Here is a 16250-nt window from a genome sequence, read left to right as displayed (position 1 = left end):
GGAAGACTTCCTCACTCTTTACACATGCGACGATCTTTCGCTTAAGCAAACCATAGGTCGACTCCCGTACCCATTCGGCCAGTTTTCATTGCGGATCGGACACAACGGGACGGATCTCCACGACGCCACCGTCCCTCGACGACTTGCGCGCCGCCTCCAGCACGTCCAGGCAGTGCGCCGCCTCGTGAGCCGTGACCGGGGCCGGTCCGCCGTCGCGCAGCGCCGCGGCCACGGCCGCGTAGTACGCCGGGTAGTCGCCGGGCGTGGTGGCGACCGGGATCCCGCCGCCGGTCAGCGGCGACTCCCCGGAGCCGAGCCGGCCCCACAGGTGCTCGGGCTCCTCGCCCCACGAACGGTCGGGGTCGCCGGGCCGAAGCCCCTCGCGCAGGGCGCCCTCCTGCGGGTCCAGGCCGTACTTGACGTAGCCCGCGCGGGACCCGAGGACGCGGAAGCGCGGCCCCAGCTGGGCGGTGGTCGCGCTGACGTACAGGTGGGAGCGGACCCCGCTCGCGTGCGTGAGGGCGATGAAGGTGTCGTCGTCCGCCTCGGCGCCGGGCCGGCGCACGTCGGCCTCCGCGTAGACCCGTACGGCAGGCCCGAACAGCACCAGCGCCTGGTCCACGACATGGCTGCCGAGGTCGTACAGCAGTCCGCCGATCTCCTCCGGGGCGCCGGACTCCCGCCAGCCGCCCTTGAGTTGCGGACGCCAACGCTCGAAACGGGACTCGAAGCGCTGGACCTCGCCCAGTTCGCCGTCGGCGAGGAGGCGGCGCAGGGTGAGGAAGTCGTTGTCCCAGCGCCGGTTCTGGAAGACCGACAGGAAGGTCCCGGTCCGGTCGGCGAGCGCGGCCAGCTCGCGGGCCTCGGCGGCGGTGGCGGCGAGCGGCTTGTCCACGACCACTGGGATCCCGGCCGTGAGGGCGGCGGTGGCCAGTGGGACGTGTGTCTTGTTCGGGGAGGCGATGACGACGAGGTCGGGCGCGGGGCTCTGCGCGAGCAGCTCGTCGGCGGTGCCGGCGATGCGGACGCCCGGGTAGGCCTCGCGCGCCTGGGCCGCGCGGCCCGGGTCCGAGGTGACGACGGTGTCGAGGACGAGGCCGTCGGTCGCGGAAACGAGCGGGGCGTGGAAGACGGAACCGGCCAGTCCGTAGCCGATGAGTCCTACGCGGAGGGGGGTCGTGGGAGTGGAGGGGGTGGTGTCGTTCATGCCTCCACTTTGGCAACAGTGTTTCCTAAGTGCAAGGAGGGTGGACAATGGGCAGGTGGACAGGGGTAGCAGGGGCATGGGGAGCGGCGTGAATCTGCCGGCGCTGCGCGGGCACAACGACGCGCTGGTGCTGCACCTGCTGCGCGGAGCCGGCCCCGTCGGGCTCGGCCGCGGCGACCTCGCCGACCGTACGGGGCTCACCCCGCAGGCCGTCGGCAAGATCACGGCGCGGCTCCGGGACGAGGGCCTGGTGGCCGACGCCGGGCGCGAGGCGTCCACGGGCGGCAAACCGCGCACCCTGCTGAGGCTGGTCCGGGAGGCGCGCCACGCGGTCGGGCTGCACCTGGACCGCGACGAGGCCACGGCGGTACGGGTGGACCTGGCGGGCCGAGCCGTCGCCCGGTGGCGGGGCCCGCTGGACTTCGGGGCGGGCCCGGAAGCGGTACTGGAGGAGGCGGTACGGGCGGTCGCGCGGGTACGCGGTGACCGGCCGCTCCTCGGCGTCGGCGTGGCCGCGCCCGGGCCGTTGGACTGGCGCAGCGGGGTGCTGGGGCGGGTGACGGGATATCCGCAATGGGAGGGGTTCCCGTTGCGGGAGGCACTGGAGGGGCGGCTCGGAATCCCGGTGCGGGTGGACAAGGACACCAACGCGGGCGTGGCGGCAGCCACCCTCCCCGGGGTCGGGTCCGAGGGCGCCGACTCCGAAGGAGCCGTGGCGTACGTACACGTCGGCACCGGACTCGGAGCCGGGCTCCGGCTGCTCGGCGGCGGCGAGGTGTACCGGGGGCGGCGTTCGGCGGCGGGGGAGTTCGGACACCAGGTGCTGCGGTTGGACGGCCCGCCGTGCCGCTGCGGAGGGTACGGGTGCGCGGAGGTGCTCTGCCTGGACGCGGTGGCGGCCGGCCGGCCGCAGGAGGCGGCCCGGATCGTGGGGGAGGCTGCGGCGAACCTGGTGGCGCTGCTCGACGTGGACCGCGTGCTGCTCGGGGGGCGGGTGGTGGCGGCCGCGCCGGAGATGTTCGTGGAAGGGGTCCGGGCGGTGCTGGCGGCGCGGTCCGTTGCCCTGGCCGGCGGTGAGGGCGAGGGCGAGGGCGTACGGGTGGAACTCGCGCGGGTCGGCGTGGCGGAGGGGGCGGCGGAGCTGGTGCTGGCACCGCTGTTCGGGCGCGGGGGCTGAACGGTGCCCGTGCCGTGCCGTGGCTCGGCTCGCGGTGGCCGCCGGGGCCGTCCCCGCCCGGTCGGCGCGAGGCTGCGGCTGATCGGCCCTGCGGGGCATGTCCCCTACCCACCCTTCCACCGTTCCCCGGGCTGCGCCCGGACGGGCCTCGGGCTGCGCCCGGACCCACCCCCGGGCTGCGCCCGGACGGGCCTCGGGCTGCGCCCGGACCCACAGACCCGGGCTGCGCCCGCCCGGACCCACCGCACCCCGGGCCCCCATCCCCACGCCCAGCCATCGGCCAAACGGGCGGAATCCAGAACAACCCAGGCGCGGCGCAGGACAGGCGTTCGCGGGCGCGTGGGAGGGTGCGGGCAGGGCCGGGGTGATTGTCGCCTCGTCCGACTATCGTCCTGTCCGTCGGTCCGGTGAGTAGCGAAGGTCTTCCATGCGACTGCGCAAAGCCCTTGCCCTCTCCGCCGTCCTCGTAGCCGTCACCGCGGCCACCGCCCCCACCGCGGCCGCGGACATCGGCACCGGCGGCGGGGCCCGCCCCGCCCCCGCGCTGCCCTCGCGCGTGGAGGCCAGCTGCGGCGACGGGAAGGGCGCGCAGTTCCCCATCGGCGCGCGGATCCGCGGCGGCCCGGCCGTGTACCGCACCGGCGGCGACGCGCAGACCTGGTACCTCGACCTCACCAACACCACCGGCAGCGAGTGCACGGCCATCCACCCCGTCGTGGTGTTCACCGACAAGGCCCGCGCCCTGCGACCGGCCCATTTCCGGATGGAGTTCGACGCCCCCGGCACGCACGCCGGCACCTTCCCCGTCAGCCTGGAGCACACCGACCGGGACGAGGTCATCGCGGTCTTCGACGGCGGCGACGCCTTCTCGGGCTTCGCCGTCGGCCCCGGCGGATCCCTGACCGTCACCGTCCGCCTCGCCTTCGCCCCCAACGCCCCGCACGGCGAGGCCGTCGCCGACGCGGCCCTGGTGCAGCGCAAGGGGGACGACGGCGACTGGGTCGGCGAGGCCGGCGGCTACCGCTTCGACGTCCAGGGGCCGGACGCCGAGACCGGCGAAGCCGGAGCGCTGGCCCAGACCGGGCGCAGCCGCGAGGCCTGGACGTACGGCGCCGGAGCCGCGACCGCCCTGGCCGCGGGCGGCGGACTCCTCCTCGGCGCCCGCCGCCTGCGCGCCAAGTCCGCCGGATCCACCCCCTCCTGACGTCTGGCTGACGGCAGCCCCCGCGCGCAGTCCACGTAGAGTCCGAGGGTGGAAGAACCGATCCAGTACGCGCACCACCACCAGCCCGGCCTGCCCGTCCGGTCCGGCATTCCGGAGCACGGGCGCATCCCCAAGTACTACGCGGTCAAGGCCCGCATCGCCGGGCTGCTCGACGAGCTCGGCGAGGGCGGCCTGCTGCCCACCGAACGGGATCTCGCCGAGCAGTACGAGGTCTCCCGCGAGACCGTCCGCCAGGCCCTGCGCGAGCTGCTGCTGGAAGGCCGGCTGCGCCGTTCCGGCCGGGGCACCGTCGTCGCCGGGGCCAAGCTCGAACAGCCGCTGTCGCTGGCGAGTTACACCGAGGGCGTGCGCCGCCAGGGCCGCCGGCCCGGCCGCAATCTGATCGGCCTGGAGCGGTTCCCCTGCCCGCCCGACGTCGCCACCGGAATCGGCGCCGAACCCGGTGAGCCGATCTGGCATCTGGAGCGGGTGCTGCTCGCCGACGACGAGCGGGTCGGGCTGGAGAGCACGTACCTCCGGGTCGCCCGCGCGCCCCGCCTCGACATCGATTTCCAGCCGGACTCCTCCTTCTACGGATACCTCCGCGACAGCCTCGGCATCTCCTTCGGCGATGCGGACGAGAAGCTGGAAACGGTCCTCGCCACCCCGCGCGAGGCCCTGCTGATCGGTACCCCGCCGGCGCTCCCGATGCTGCTCATCCACCGTTTCTCGCGGGACCAGGACGGCCGGCCGCTGGAGCGGGTGCGTTCGCTCTACCGTGGCGACCGGTTCAGCTTCACGACCCACCTGCGGCCCGAGTAGTCCCCGTCAATCTCCCCAACCCGCCCCAAAAAGGGCGCATCTACATCACGTAATGATAACGGGTCTAGTCCAAGCGTTGGAGGCTGTTCACCGGGAGGTCGCCCGCCGGATCCTCCCGGGTCACGCTCCGCCGACACCGTGGACGACGTGAGAGTCATAGTCGTCGGAGGCGGCGTGGTAGGCACCATGCACGCCTGGCAAGCAGTCGAACGCGGCCACGAGGTCGTCCAGATCGAGCGAGAGGCCGAGGCCCGGGGCGCGTCACTGCGCAATTTCGGCCAGATATGGGTCAGCGGGCGGGCCGGGGGCGAGGAGCTCGACACCGCCCTGCGGGCCCGCGAGCTCTGGGAGGGGATCGGCGAGCGGGTGCCCGGCCTGGGCTTCCGCGCCATCGGTTCCCTGACCCCCGTGCGCAACGCCCGCGAGTACGCGGTCGCCGAGGCGGCCGTCGCCCGCCCCGACGCCGCCGCCCGCGGCTACAAACTGGTCACCGCCGCCGAGGCCCGGGCGATCAACCCGGCACTGCGCGGCGCGTTCGAGGCCGCCCTGTGGTGCGAGCGGGACGCGGCCGTCGAACCGCGCACCGCCCAGCTCCACCTGCGCGAAGCCCTCAAGGCCTCCGGCCGCTACACCTTCCTCCCGGGACGCGAGGTCCGCGACGTCTTGGAAGACGGAGCCGGCCCCGCCGTCCGCGACGACCACGGTGACGTCCACCGCGGCGACGTCGTCGTCCTGGCCACCGGCGCCTGGCTGTCCGGCCTGGTCCGCGAACTGGCCCCCGAACTGCCCGTGCGCCGCGTCCGCCTCCAGATGATGCAGACGGCCCCCCTCGGCGAGTCCCTGACCACCTCGGTCGCCGACGCCGACAGCTTCCGCTACTACCCCGCGTACAAGAGCCGGGCCCTCGACGAGCTCAACGCCGAGCAGGCCCAGGCGCCGATCGCCGCCGCGCACAAGATGCAGCTGCTGATGGTCCAGCGCAAGGACGGCGGACTGACCATCGGCGACACCCACGAGTACGAGCACCCCTTCGCGTTCGACACCCTCGAAGACCCCTACGAGCACCTCACCGAGGTGGTCGAATCCTTCCTGGGCCGCCCGCTGCCCAAGATCCAGCACCGCTGGGCGGGCGTGTACGCGCAGTGCACCGACACCACCCGCGTCGTCCACCGCCAGCAGGTGCGCGATGGCGTCTGGCTGGTGACCGGACCCGGCGGCCGGGGCATGACCTGCTCGCCCGCCATAGCCGAGACCACCGCGAACGAACTGGGCTGGTAAGCACGATGACCGACAACACCCCCCACGCGACGACCCCCCACACCGACGCCCGGACCCACCGGCTGGTCGTCCTCGACATGGCCGGCACCACCGTCGCCGACGGCGGCCTCGTCGAGCGCGCCTTCGAGCGCGCCGCCGAACGCCTCGGCGTCGAGCCCGGCAGCGCCGACCACCACACGAAGCTCCAGTACGTCCGCGACACCATGGGCGAGTCGAAGATCTCCGTCTTCCGCCACCTCTTCGGGACCGAAGAGCTCGCCCAGCGCGCCAACTCCGCCTTCGAAGAGGCCTACGGCGAGCTCGTGGACGGCGGCCTCATCGCCCCGATCCCCGGCGCCCGCGAGGCCATCGAGAAGCTCCGCGCCGACGGCCGCACCGTGGTCCTGACCACCGGGTTCGCCCGCGTCACCCAGGACGCCATCCTCGACGCGCTCGGCTGGCAGGGCCTCGCCGACCTCACCCTGTGCCCCGCCGACGCGGGCGGCCGCGGCCGGCCCTACCCGGACATGGTGCTGGCCGCCTTCCTGCGCACGGGCGCCGTGGACGGCGTGCGCGAGATCGTGGTCGCGGGCGACACCGCGTACGACATGCTCAGCGGGGTCCGCTCCGGCGCGGGGATCGTGGCCGGTGTCCTCACCGGCGCCCACGACCGCGCGGCCCTCACCGGGCACGGCGCGACCCACGTCCTGGCCTCCGTCGCCGAACTTCCCGCGGTCCTGGCCGAGCAGGAGCGGGAGTCCGGCGCGTGAGCGGCATCCGCTTCGACGCGGTCTCGGTCGCCTACGGCGGCAACACCGTCCTGGACCGGCTCGACCTGACCGTGGAACCGGGCGAGGTCATGGCGCTGCTCGGCCCCTCCGGCTCCGGCAAGACCACGGCGCTGCGCGCGGTCGCCGGTTTCGTGCGGCCCGCCTCGGGCCGGGTGCTGATCGGCGGCCGGGACGTCACCGCGCTGCCGCCCCACAAGCGCGGCATCGGCATGGTCGTCCAGCAGTACGCGCTCTTCCCGCACATGCGGGTCGCCGACAACGTCGCCTTCGGCCTGCGGGCGCAGAAGGCGCCCAAGGCCGAGATCCCCGGCCGGGTCGCCGAGGCGCTGGAGATGACCGGGATGGCGGCCTACGCCAGGCGCTATCCGCGCGAGCTCTCCGGCGGCCAGCAGCAGCGGGTGGCCATCGCCCGCGCGCTCGCCATCCGTCCCGGGGTGCTGCTGCTCGACGAGCCGCTGTCCGCGCTCGACGCGCAGCTGCGCTCCGGGATGCTCGCCGAACTGGCCCGGCTCCACCGCGAACTGCCAGAAGTATCGATTCTCTACGTCACCCACGACCAGGTCGAGGCGCTGACCCTGGCCGACCGGATCGCGGTCATGGACCAGGCCCGCCTCCAGGACTGCGGCACCCCGCAGGAGCTGTACCGGGCCCCGCGCACCGAGTTCACCGCCTCCTTCGTCGGCAACGCCAACCTGCTGCCGGTCACCGTGGCCGACGGCGGGGCGCTGTTCGCCGGGCACCCGCTCGCCCTCGACCCCGGCCGCGCGGCCGTGGGCGCCAGCGCGACCCTGTGCGTACGCCCGCACCTGCTCGGCCTGGGCGCCGGACCCAACGCCCTGTCCGGCACGATCACCGAGGTCCAGTGGCGCGGCTCCACGCACCGCCTCTACGTGGACATCGAGGGCCACCGCGTCAAGGCGGACCTGCCCGAACTCCGCGAGACCCCGGCCCTGGGCGACCACGTCACCCTGCACTTCGAGCCGAGGGACGCGGTCCTGCTGTCCGCGGGGGTATCCGATGGCTGACCACCCGGCAACGGCCCACCGCCCCCCGGATCCGACAGCCGAACCCGAGGCTGTCTCCGTTCCCCACCAGCAGGTACGAAGCCTTGCCCCGGGCGAGCCCGAACCCCCGGCCGGATCCCCGGGCGGCTTTGCGGCCCAGGCCGCACGAGGGCCCCGTACCGTGCCCGGCTGGCTGTGGGCGGTGCCTCCCGTGGCCGTGCTCGCCGCCGTCTTCCTCTACCCCCTCGCGCTGGTCGTCCAGCAGTCGCTCAGCCCCGAGAACGGCGGCGGGGCCTTCGACGCCTACGCCTCCGTCTTCGCCTCGCACTCCTTCCGCGAAGCCCTCGGCACCACGGTGTGGCTGGCCGTCGGCGCCACCGCGGGCTGCCTGGTCCTCGGCTTCGCGCTCGCGCTGGTCATCGCCTTCGTCCCCTTCCCCGGGGCGCGCGCCGTGGCCAAGTTCATCGACGTCTTCCTCTCCTTCCCCTCCTTCCTCATCACCCTCGCCCTCCTCTTCGTCTACGGCACGGTGGGCATGGCCAACGGGCTGTGGACCGACGTCTTCGGAGTCACGGACGGGCCCTTCCACTTCCTGGCCACCCCGTGGGGGGTCCTCCTCGCGGAGATCACCTACTTCACCCCCTTCGTGATGCGCCCGCTGCTGGCCTCCTTCTCCCAGCTGGACACCGCACAGCTGGAAGTGGCCTCCTCGCTCGGCGCCAAACCCGCCCGGATCGTCCGGCGGGTGATCCTCCCCGAGTCCCTCCCGGCGCTCGCCGCCGGTGGCAGCCTCGTCCTGGTCATGTGCCTGAATGAGTTCGGGATCGTCCTGTTCACCGGAGCCAAGGACGTCACCACGCTCCCGATGCTCATCTACGGCAAGGCGATCCTGGAATCCGACTACTCGGCCGCCTGCGTGGTGGCCGTCGTCAACATCGCGATCTCCGTCGGCCTGTTCGGCCTCTACCGGGTGGTGAGCAAGCGTGCTGGTGCATAGCAAGGCCGGCCGCTGGGCCGCCTGGAGCCTCTTCGGACTCCTCTTCCTGCCGCTCTTCGCGCTGCCGCTGCTCGTGGTGGTGGCCGCCTCCTTCTCGACCCACTGGTCCGGGGCCTTCCCCTCCGGCCCGACCACCGGGAACTACGCCGCCGCCGTGCAGGGCGAATCCCTCCAGGCCCTGACCACCTCCCTGGTCACCGCCCTGGTCGCCAGCCTGCTCGCGCTCACCGTCGGCACCTGGGCGGCGCTCGCCGCCGCGGGGCTGCGCAGGCGCGGCAAGCGGTCCCTGGACGCGCTGTTCATGCTGCCGGTCGCCGTGCCGTCCGTGGTCGTCGGCCTCGCCGTGCTCGTCGCCTTCAGCAAGCCCCCGCTGCTGCTCAACGGCACCAGCTCGATCGTGATCCTGGCGCACACGATTCTTGTCACGGCGTTTGCCTACCAGTCGGTTTCGGCTGCCATCGTGCGTCTCGATCCCGCGTACGAACAGGCGGCGGCCTCCTTGGGCGCCGGCCCCGCGTACGTACTGTGGCGGGTCAAGCTCCCCCTCCTGCTGCCGTCGCTCACCGCGGCCGCCGGACTCTGCTTCGCCCTGTCCATGGGCGAGCTGAGCGCCACGATGATGCTCTACCCGCCGGACTGGATGCCCCTCCCGGTCCGGATCTTCACCGCCACCGACCGCGGTTCGCTCTTCAGCGGCTCCGCCGTCGCCGTGGTCCTGATGGCCGCCACCCTGCTGGTCCTCCTGGCCGTCTCACGTGTCCGCACCAAGGCCACGTACCGCTGAACCCCTGCCGCTCCACCCGCTGAAATCCCCGCTGACTCCCTTTCCCCGTAAGGAAGTTCCATGCCCAGCAACAAGTACCTGCGCGTCACCGCGGCCGTCACCGGCTGCCTCGCCCTCGCCGCCGGTCTCACCGCGTGCGGCGGCTCCTCCTCCGCCGACTCCAAGGACGGCGGCGAGAAGATCGTCACCGTCTACAGCGCCGACGGCCTCAAGAGCGAGAAGGGCGACGGCTGGTACGACAAGGTCTTCGCCGAGTTCACGAAGAAGACCGGCATCGAGGTCAAGTACGTGGAGGGCGGCTCGGGCGAGATGGTGCAGCGCGCCGTCCGCGAGAAGACCAACACGCAGGCCGACCTGCTGATCACCCTGCCCCCCTTCATCCAGCAGGCCGACGGCAAGGGCCTGCTCCAGGCCTACACCCCGCAGGGCTCCGACAAGGTCAACGGCGCCGACAAGGCCGCCAACGGCAAGTGGACCTCGGTCGTCAACAACTACTTCGGCTTCGTCTACAACAAGAAGGAGCTCGCCGAGGCCCCCAAGACCTGGGAAGAGCTGCTGGACCCCAAGTACAAGGGCAAGCTGCAGTACTCCACCCCGGGCGTCGCGGGCGACGGCACCGCCGTGCTCATCAAGGCGATGCACGACTTCGGCGGCAAGGAGCCGGCGAACGAGTACCTGAAGAAGCTCCAGGCCAACAACGTCGGCCCGTCCTCCTCCACTTCCAAGCTCGCGCCCAAGACCGACAAGGGCGAGCTGCTCGTCGCCAACGGCGACGTCCAGATGAACTTCGCGCAGTCCAAGTCCATGCCGAACCTGGGCATCTGGTTCCCGGCCAAGGACGGCGGCAAGCCCACCACCTTCGCCCTCCCGTACGCGGCCGGCCTGGTCGACAAGGCCCCGCACACCGAGAACGGCAAGAAGCTCCTCGACTACATGCTGAGCGAGGACGCCCAGAAGCTGGTCAGCTCGGTCGGCGGCGGCTTCCCGGCCCGCACGGACGTCAAGCCCACCGACGCCAACGCCGTCGAACTCACCAAGATCCTGACCGGTGTCGAGATCTTCGAGCCGGACTGGACCGATATCGACAAGAACCTCACCGGCTACGTCGACGCGTGGAAGTCGGCGACCGGAAGCTGACCGGCAGCCGACTGGTCGCCTCCCGGTCACCCACGACCGGGATAGTGACGCTTGCATAACGGGTCTGGACCGAAGACCGCACCTTCGGTCCGGACCCGAGGTATGTCCCCCTGAGTCCTCTCCCACGATTACTCCCGGAGGAGTACGTGCCCACTGTCCTGTCAGGACGCGCCCTCGCCGTGGCCGCCACCGCCACGGCCCTGCTCGCCACCACCCTCGGCGCCGCGGCCACCGCCGCACCCGCCGCCGCCGAGGCCGCCACCACCAACAAGGTCCTCGTGATCGGCATCGACGGAACGGTCCTGGACCGCGTCAAGGCCGCCGACGCGCCCAACCTGAACGGCCTGATGGCCCAGGGCCTGACCGCACGCAGCACCCTGTACGCGAACCCGATGGCCGCCACCTCCTCGGGCCCCGGCTGGTCGACCATCGCCACCGGCGTGTGGCCCGACAAGCACGGGGTGAAGGACAACTCCTTCACGGGCAAGAACTACACGGCCTACCCGGACTTCCTGACCCGCATCGAGAACGCGAAGCCGGAGCTCAACACCTACGCGGCCGCCGACTGGGAGCCCATCACCTCCACCGACCAGAACGGCCCGATCTTCTCGGCCAAGGTCGACAAGCGGCTCAGCCTCAAGGGCGACCGCGACGGCTACGGCAGCGAGGACCCGAAGATCGCCGCCGCGGCCGCCGCCGAACTCCGCGACCAGAACCCCGACGCCGCCTTCGTCTACTTCGGCGAGATCGACCACGCGGGCCACGCCTCCGGCGCCGCGAGCCAGGAGTACCTGAACACGATCGGCCGCGTGGACAAGCTGATCGGCCAGCTCCTCACCGCCGTCCAGGCGCGCCCCACGTACGGGCAGGAGAACTGGAAGATCCTGGTCACCACCGACCACGGCCACACCGACGCGGGCGGCCACGGCGGCTCCACCATCCAGGAGCGCGGCACCTTCGTCATCGCCAAGGGCGCGGGCATCGCGGCCGGTTCGGTACGCAATGACGTGAAGCTCGTCGACGTGGCGGCGACCGCGCTGTCCCAGGTCGGGGTCCCGGCCGGCTCCGCCATCGACGGCATCCCGCTGGACGCCCCGGACGACAACGACCCCTTCGACACCCTGCGCCCGGTCCTCCAGGCGCGCGTGGACGAGACGGGCATCCCGGCCGCCACCAAGGGGTTCACGCACACCCCGCCGGCCGGCTGGTCGATCGACAACTCCAAGATGGGCACGGGCGGTGTCACCGAGTGGGCCGGATGGGCCTTCGCCACCGACGAGTTCTGGAGCCAGTCGCAGCGCGACCAGTGGCGCGAGCTGAACGTCCGCTCCCGTGACGTGTTCGCCGTCGCCGACTCCGACGAGTGGGACGACAAGAGCCACACAGGCTCCTACGACTCCACCCTGATCACCCCCAAGTGGCCGGTCACCGGCGGCTCGGTGAAGAACCTGACCTTCCAGACGCACTACCACCACGAGGCGGGCCAGACCGCCCAGGTCCTGGTCTCCTACAACGGCGGCACCCCGTCGGTCGTCAAGAGCTACACCGCCGACGCGGTCGCCAAGTCCGAGTCGATCGCGCTCCAGGTCCCGGCGGGCGCCACCGACGTCCAGGTCCGCTTCCGCTACGCCGGCAGCAACAACTGGTACTGGACCGTCGACAACGTCAAGCTCGGCTGACGGGACCTTCGCACCCCGTCCCGTTCTGCCGTGCGGTCCGGGCCGTGGACGCCGAACGCGTTCACGGCCCGGCCCCGATAAGGTGGTAGAGACCAGAGGTCACCGTGGTCAGAGGCCACCGAGAGCGGAGAACAGTCCCGTGGCAGAGCGCAAGCCGATCGAATCCTGGCTCACCGACATGGACGGGGTCCTCATCCACGAGGGCACTCCGATCCCCGGCGCCGATGCCTTCATCAACCGGCTGCGCGAGTCCGGCAAGCCCTTCCTGGTGCTGACCAACAACTCCATCTACACCCCGCGCGACCTCCAGGCCCGCCTGTCCCGGATGGGCCTGGAAGTCCCGGTCGAGAACATCTGGACCTCGGCGCTGGCCACCGCGAAGTTCCTCGACGACCAGCGTCCGGGCGGCACCGCGTACGTCATCGGCGAGGCCGGCCTGACCACCGCCCTGCACGACATCGGCTACATCCTGACCGACCACGAGCCCGACTACGTGGTCCTGGGCGAGACCCGCACGTACAGCTTCGAGGCGATGACCAAGGCGGTCCGCCTGATCAACGCGGGCGCCCGCTTCATCTGCACCAACCCCGACGAGACCGGCCCCTCCACCGAGGGCCCGCTGCCCGCCACGGGCGCGGTCGCCGCGCTGATCACCAAGGCGACCGGCAAGCAGCCGTACTTCGCCGGCAAGCCCAACCCGCTGATGATGCGGACCGGCCTGAACGCCATCGGCGCGCACTCGCACAGCAGCGCGATGATCGGCGACCGGATGGACACCGACATCCTGGCCGGGCTGGAAGCGGGCATGCAGACCTTCCTCGTGCTGACCGGACTGACGTCCAAAGAGGACACCGAGAAGTTCCCGTACCGCCCGACCAAGACGGTCAACTCCATCGCGGACCTCGTCGACCTGGTCTGAGCCCCGCCGGGACCCCAGTAGCCCCGTTCGGCCTCGTCCGACCGGCCCAGCTATTAGGGCGTACGGCTGACACGTACGGGCCAAGAGAGCGCCGCTCCGGATGCGGAGCGGCGCGCCGCGCGTGAATCTCCTTGTTGAGGAGGTTCACCATGCGCAGTGATCTGATCGCTCTCCGTGTCGCCGGGTTGGCCGTCGCCCTGACGGCCCTCTCCGCCGCGACCGCGCCCTTCGCCTTCGCGGAGGAGCAGTGGAACCGTGGCAGCGTCTCGGCCGACCCCAATCCGGCCCAGCCGGGGGCGCAGGTCAAACTGCGCGTCCGCGGCTGCGACGACGACTGGGCAGTCGCCCAGTCACCCGTCTTCGTCTCCGAGGTCCGGCTCTCCAGCGGCCGCGACGACCGACACACCCTGTGGGGCGACGCGATGATCCGCTCCTGGGCCGACCCCGGGCGCCACCCCATCCGGGTCAAGTGCGGAGGCCGCGGCGACGAGAAGGAGTTCGGCTCCGTCGAGATCGAGCACCGTCGCGAGCACAACCCCAACCCCCACCACACGCCGGTCTGGCCGGTCCACGCGGGCGGCGGCGGCATGTCCGAGGAGATCGCCGCGAAGGCGAAGAAGGACGCGGGCTCGGCGGAGCAGGCCAAGGCCGCGGACTCCGCCCAGCTGGCCGCGGCGGCGAAGAAGAGCCACACGGGCGACGGCCCCGGTCTGCCGCACACGGTGATCGGGGCGGTGCTGGCCGCCGTGGCCACCCTGGCGGTCGCCGGCCGGGCGCTGAGCCTGCGCCGCCGTCGCAGCGGCGAGTGAGCGCGGGGTGAGCGGGGAGCCGAGGAGCTCCGGCGGCTCCCGGCTGCTGACCTTCGCCGCCTGGTCGGTGCTGGTCCTGGGCCTGTGGCTGTGGGGCCGGGAGATCACCGGGGTGCCGAGCCCGCTCCCCGGCCAGGCCGGAGGGCCGGCGACCCCGGGGCTGCCGACGGCGCACGTCCCGCTGGGGCCGGCGCCGCCCGCACGGGTCGACGTACCGTCCATAGGCATCCAGGCCCCGGTGATCACCCGGGACCTGGACACACAGGGGGCGATCGAGCCGCCCCCGTACGAGAACCCGGGGACGGTCGGCTGGTGGCGCGGCGGAGTCCAGCCCGGCACGGCCGGGACCGCGCTGATGGTCGGGCACGTGGACACGCAGTCGAAGCCGGCGGTGTTCTACGGACTGAGCTCGGCGAAGCCGGGCGACAAGATCCGCGTGGTCCGGGCGGACGGCTCGGTCGCCGAGTTCACGGTCGAGGACGTACAGGTCCACGAGCGCGCGGGCTTCGACCCGGCCAAGGCCTACGGCCCGCGGGTCAAGGGCAGGGCCGAGCTGAGGCTGGTGACCTGCGGCGGCGCGTACGACAAGGCGGCCAGGCAGTACTCGGCGAACGTGGTGGTGTCGGCGTACCTCACGGGCGCCGGAATCCGCTCGGGAGCGGCGGCCTAGGCCCCTGCGGAACGAGGTGAACGAAGAAGCCCCCGTAGCTTTCGCTACGGGGGCTTCTTTGCGTCTGTGCGCCGCCAGGGACTCGAACCCCGGACCCGCTGATTAAGAGTCAGCTGCTCTAACCAACTGAGCTAGCGGCGCTTGGTGACAGGGAAAACTCTACCCCACCCGCACCCGTGCTCGTGACAGGCCGCGCCCACGCTGTCCGATTAACCCATGTTTGGGGGTTTTGTCGTGCACGATATGTCTGGGCCGGGCTGATTCTGATGCCCCGTCAGACGCGGTCCCGGCCGACCAGCGGACGAGCAGGGGAGTGACGGAACCGCATGACGATGCAGCCTCCGACGCATGTGCACGAAGCGAAGCCCACAGCGACACAGACAGTGACAGGGGCGTCGGCGCCGATGCCGCTACCCGCACTCACCCGCGCCACGGAGATGCCCGTGCCGGCCTTCGAGGAATACGAACCCGCCGGCGACTGCCCGTGCAGGGGCTGCGCCCAGCGCCGCCGCACGCTCGCCCGCGCCCGAGCCATACCGCTGCGCGACGGCGGACATCCCGCCGCGCGCGGAGCCCGCCGGGCGCTGGTCCTGGCCACCGCCGCGGGGGTGGTCCTCGGCGGCGGTACGGGAGCGGCCGTGGCGGTGACCGCTCCGGGCCCCGGCGGCACCGTGTCGCTGGACGACCCGGGCTCGCCGCAGGGCGGCCGGGCCCCGCTGCACGGAGGCAAGAAGGGCGCGCCCGCGAAGCCCGCCGGCCTGCCCGGAGCGCCCTCGGCGGTGAAGCGGACCGACCGGGCGACGATCATCAACCGGGCGAAGCTGTGGCTGGACGCGCAGGTCCCGTACAGCATGGAGCAGTACTGGTCGGACGGGTACCGGCAGGACTGCTCCGGCTTCGTCTCCATGGCGTGGAACCTCGGTACGAACGAGTGGACCGGCAGCCTCGACAAGTTCGCGACCAGGATCACCAAGGACGAGCTGCTGCCGGGAGACATGCTGCTCTTCCACAACCCCGCCGACCCCAACAAGGGCTCGCACGTCGTGCTCTTCGGCGGATGGGGGGACGAGTCGCGGACCTACTACACCGCCTACGAACAGACGCGGCCCACGACGCGGCGCCAGGCCACGCCCTACGGCTACTGGAACAACGCGACGAAGTACATCCCGTACCGGTTCAACGGGGTGGCCGGCGGGGTCGTTCCCGAGAAGCCGGTCCCCGACCCGCCGGCGCCGGGCGGCACCCCGGTCGTCTCGGCGACCTACCCCGGGGCGTCGAAGTTCGGGCCGGGCGCCAACAACGCCTACGTGACCCAGCTCGGCCGGATGCTGACCGAACGCGGCGGCTCCCGCTTCTACCCGCAGGGCATCGGCCCGCTGTGGACCGACTCCGACCGGCAGGCGACCCAGGCCTTCCAGCGCGCCCAGGGCTGGACGGGAGCCGACGCCGACGGCATCCCGGGCGCGGAGACATGGCGGCTGCTCGCGCAGCACCAGGGCAAGGACATCCCGCCGACGACGGGCGGCGCACCGGGCCCGGCGGGCAGGCCCGCCTTCCCGGGCTCCTCGGTCTTCCGCCCGGGGGTGTCCCACCCGTCCATCACCGCCCTTGGCCGCCAGCTGGTGAAGAAGGGCTTCGGCAAGTACTACACATCCGGGCCGGGCCCCCGCTGGGGCGAGTCCGACCGCCGCAACGTCGAGGCCTTCCAGCGCGCCCAGGGCTGGCGCGGAGCCGAGGCCGACGGCTACCCGGGCCCGGAAACCTGGCGCCGGCTGTTCGCATGACGGAGGCAA

15 protein-coding genes and 1 tRNA gene are annotated in these 16250 nt (G+C 72.2%); 14 read left to right on the top strand and 2 right to left on the bottom strand.

Annotation, left to right across the window (positions count from 1 at the left end):
* Positions 1–85 precede the first annotated feature (85 nt).
* On the bottom strand, positions 86–1207 hold the full coding sequence (locus OHU74_RS12925) for a Gfo/Idh/MocA family oxidoreductase (protein ID WP_371616029.1): 1122 nt from the start codon (positions 1205–1207) through the stop codon (positions 86–88).
* A 76-nt stretch (positions 1208–1283) separates the two neighbouring features.
* Between OHU74_RS12925 and OHU74_RS12920 the strand changes: the two genes are divergently transcribed.
* From OHU74_RS12920 to OHU74_RS12860, 13 genes are all read left to right on the top strand, one after another.
* A complete protein-coding gene (locus OHU74_RS12920; RefSeq protein ID WP_371619666.1) occupies positions 1284–2384 on the top strand; it encodes an ROK family protein in 1101 nt (366 codons plus the stop codon).
* Positions 2385–2811: 427 nt separating this feature from the next.
* Positions 2812–3588, top strand: coding sequence for a hypothetical protein (locus tag OHU74_RS12915; RefSeq protein ID WP_371616028.1), 777 nt, complete (start codon positions 2812–2814; stop codon positions 3586–3588).
* A gap of 48 nt (positions 3589–3636) precedes the next feature.
* On the top strand, positions 3637–4410 hold the full coding sequence (locus OHU74_RS12910) for a GntR family transcriptional regulator (protein ID WP_371616027.1): 774 nt from the start codon (positions 3637–3639) through the stop codon (positions 4408–4410).
* A 147-nt stretch (positions 4411–4557) separates the two neighbouring features.
* Positions 4558–5688: a TIGR03364 family FAD-dependent oxidoreductase gene (locus OHU74_RS12905; protein ID WP_371616026.1), complete on the top strand. Its 1131-nt coding sequence runs from the start codon at positions 4558–4560 to the stop codon at positions 5686–5688.
* 5 nt (positions 5689–5693) lie between these two features.
* The gene (locus tag OHU74_RS12900; RefSeq protein WP_371616025.1) at positions 5694–6437 is read left to right on the top strand and encodes a phosphonatase-like hydrolase; all 744 of its coding nucleotides are present in this window, start codon (positions 5694–5696) and stop codon (positions 6435–6437) included.
* A complete protein-coding gene (locus OHU74_RS12895; RefSeq protein ID WP_371616024.1) occupies positions 6434–7483 on the top strand; it encodes an ABC transporter ATP-binding protein in 1050 nt (349 codons plus the stop codon). Before OHU74_RS12900 ends, OHU74_RS12895 begins: the two co-directional genes overlap by 4 nt.
* On the top strand, positions 7476–8459 hold the full coding sequence (locus OHU74_RS12890) for a 2-aminoethylphosphonate ABC transporter permease subunit (protein ID WP_371616023.1): 984 nt from the start codon (positions 7476–7478) through the stop codon (positions 8457–8459). Before OHU74_RS12895 ends, OHU74_RS12890 begins: the two co-directional genes overlap by 8 nt.
* On the top strand, positions 8446–9243 hold the full coding sequence (locus OHU74_RS12885) for an ABC transporter permease (protein WP_371616022.1): 798 nt from the start codon (positions 8446–8448) through the stop codon (positions 9241–9243). The genes OHU74_RS12890 and OHU74_RS12885 overlap by 14 nt, the downstream gene beginning before the upstream one ends.
* Before the next feature lie 60 nt (positions 9244–9303).
* A complete protein-coding gene (locus tag OHU74_RS12880) occupies positions 9304–10380 on the top strand; it encodes a 2-aminoethylphosphonate ABC transporter substrate-binding protein (protein WP_371616021.1) in 1077 nt (358 codons plus the stop codon).
* A 146-nt stretch (positions 10381–10526) separates the two neighbouring features.
* Positions 10527–12059 carry an alkaline phosphatase family protein gene (locus tag OHU74_RS12875; protein WP_371616020.1) on the top strand — a complete coding sequence of 511 codons (1533 nt, stop codon included), beginning with the start codon at positions 10527–10529 and terminating at the stop codon, positions 12057–12059.
* Between the two features lie 139 nt (positions 12060–12198).
* Positions 12199–12978 carry an HAD-IIA family hydrolase gene (locus OHU74_RS12870; RefSeq protein ID WP_371616019.1) on the top strand — a complete coding sequence of 260 codons (780 nt, stop codon included), beginning with the start codon at positions 12199–12201 and terminating at the stop codon, positions 12976–12978.
* Between the two features lie 149 nt (positions 12979–13127).
* Positions 13128–13787 (top strand): hypothetical protein, encoded by a 660-nt coding sequence (locus tag OHU74_RS12865; protein WP_371616018.1) that lies wholly within the window; start codon positions 13128–13130, stop codon positions 13785–13787.
* Between the two features lie 7 nt (positions 13788–13794).
* The gene (locus tag OHU74_RS12860; RefSeq protein ID WP_371616017.1) at positions 13795–14457 is read left to right on the top strand and encodes a class F sortase; all 663 of its coding nucleotides are present in this window, start codon (positions 13795–13797) and stop codon (positions 14455–14457) included.
* A gap of 67 nt (positions 14458–14524) precedes the next feature.
* Here the strand turns inward: OHU74_RS12860 and OHU74_RS12855 are convergent.
* Positions 14525–14598, bottom strand: a tRNA-Lys gene (locus OHU74_RS12855).
* A 296-nt stretch (positions 14599–14894) separates the two neighbouring features.
* Between OHU74_RS12855 and OHU74_RS12850 the strand changes: the two genes are divergently transcribed.
* Positions 14895–16241: a peptidoglycan-binding protein gene (locus OHU74_RS12850; RefSeq protein WP_371619665.1), complete on the top strand. Its 1347-nt coding sequence runs from the start codon at positions 14895–14897 to the stop codon at positions 16239–16241.
* Positions 16242–16250: the final 9 nt, after the last annotated feature.

The sequence above is a fragment of the Streptomyces sp. NBC_00454 genome (genome assembly GCF_041434015.1).
Lineage (GTDB): Bacteria > Actinomycetota > Actinomycetes > Streptomycetales > Streptomycetaceae > Streptomyces.
This window is presented reverse-complemented; position numbering and strand designations above follow the sequence as displayed.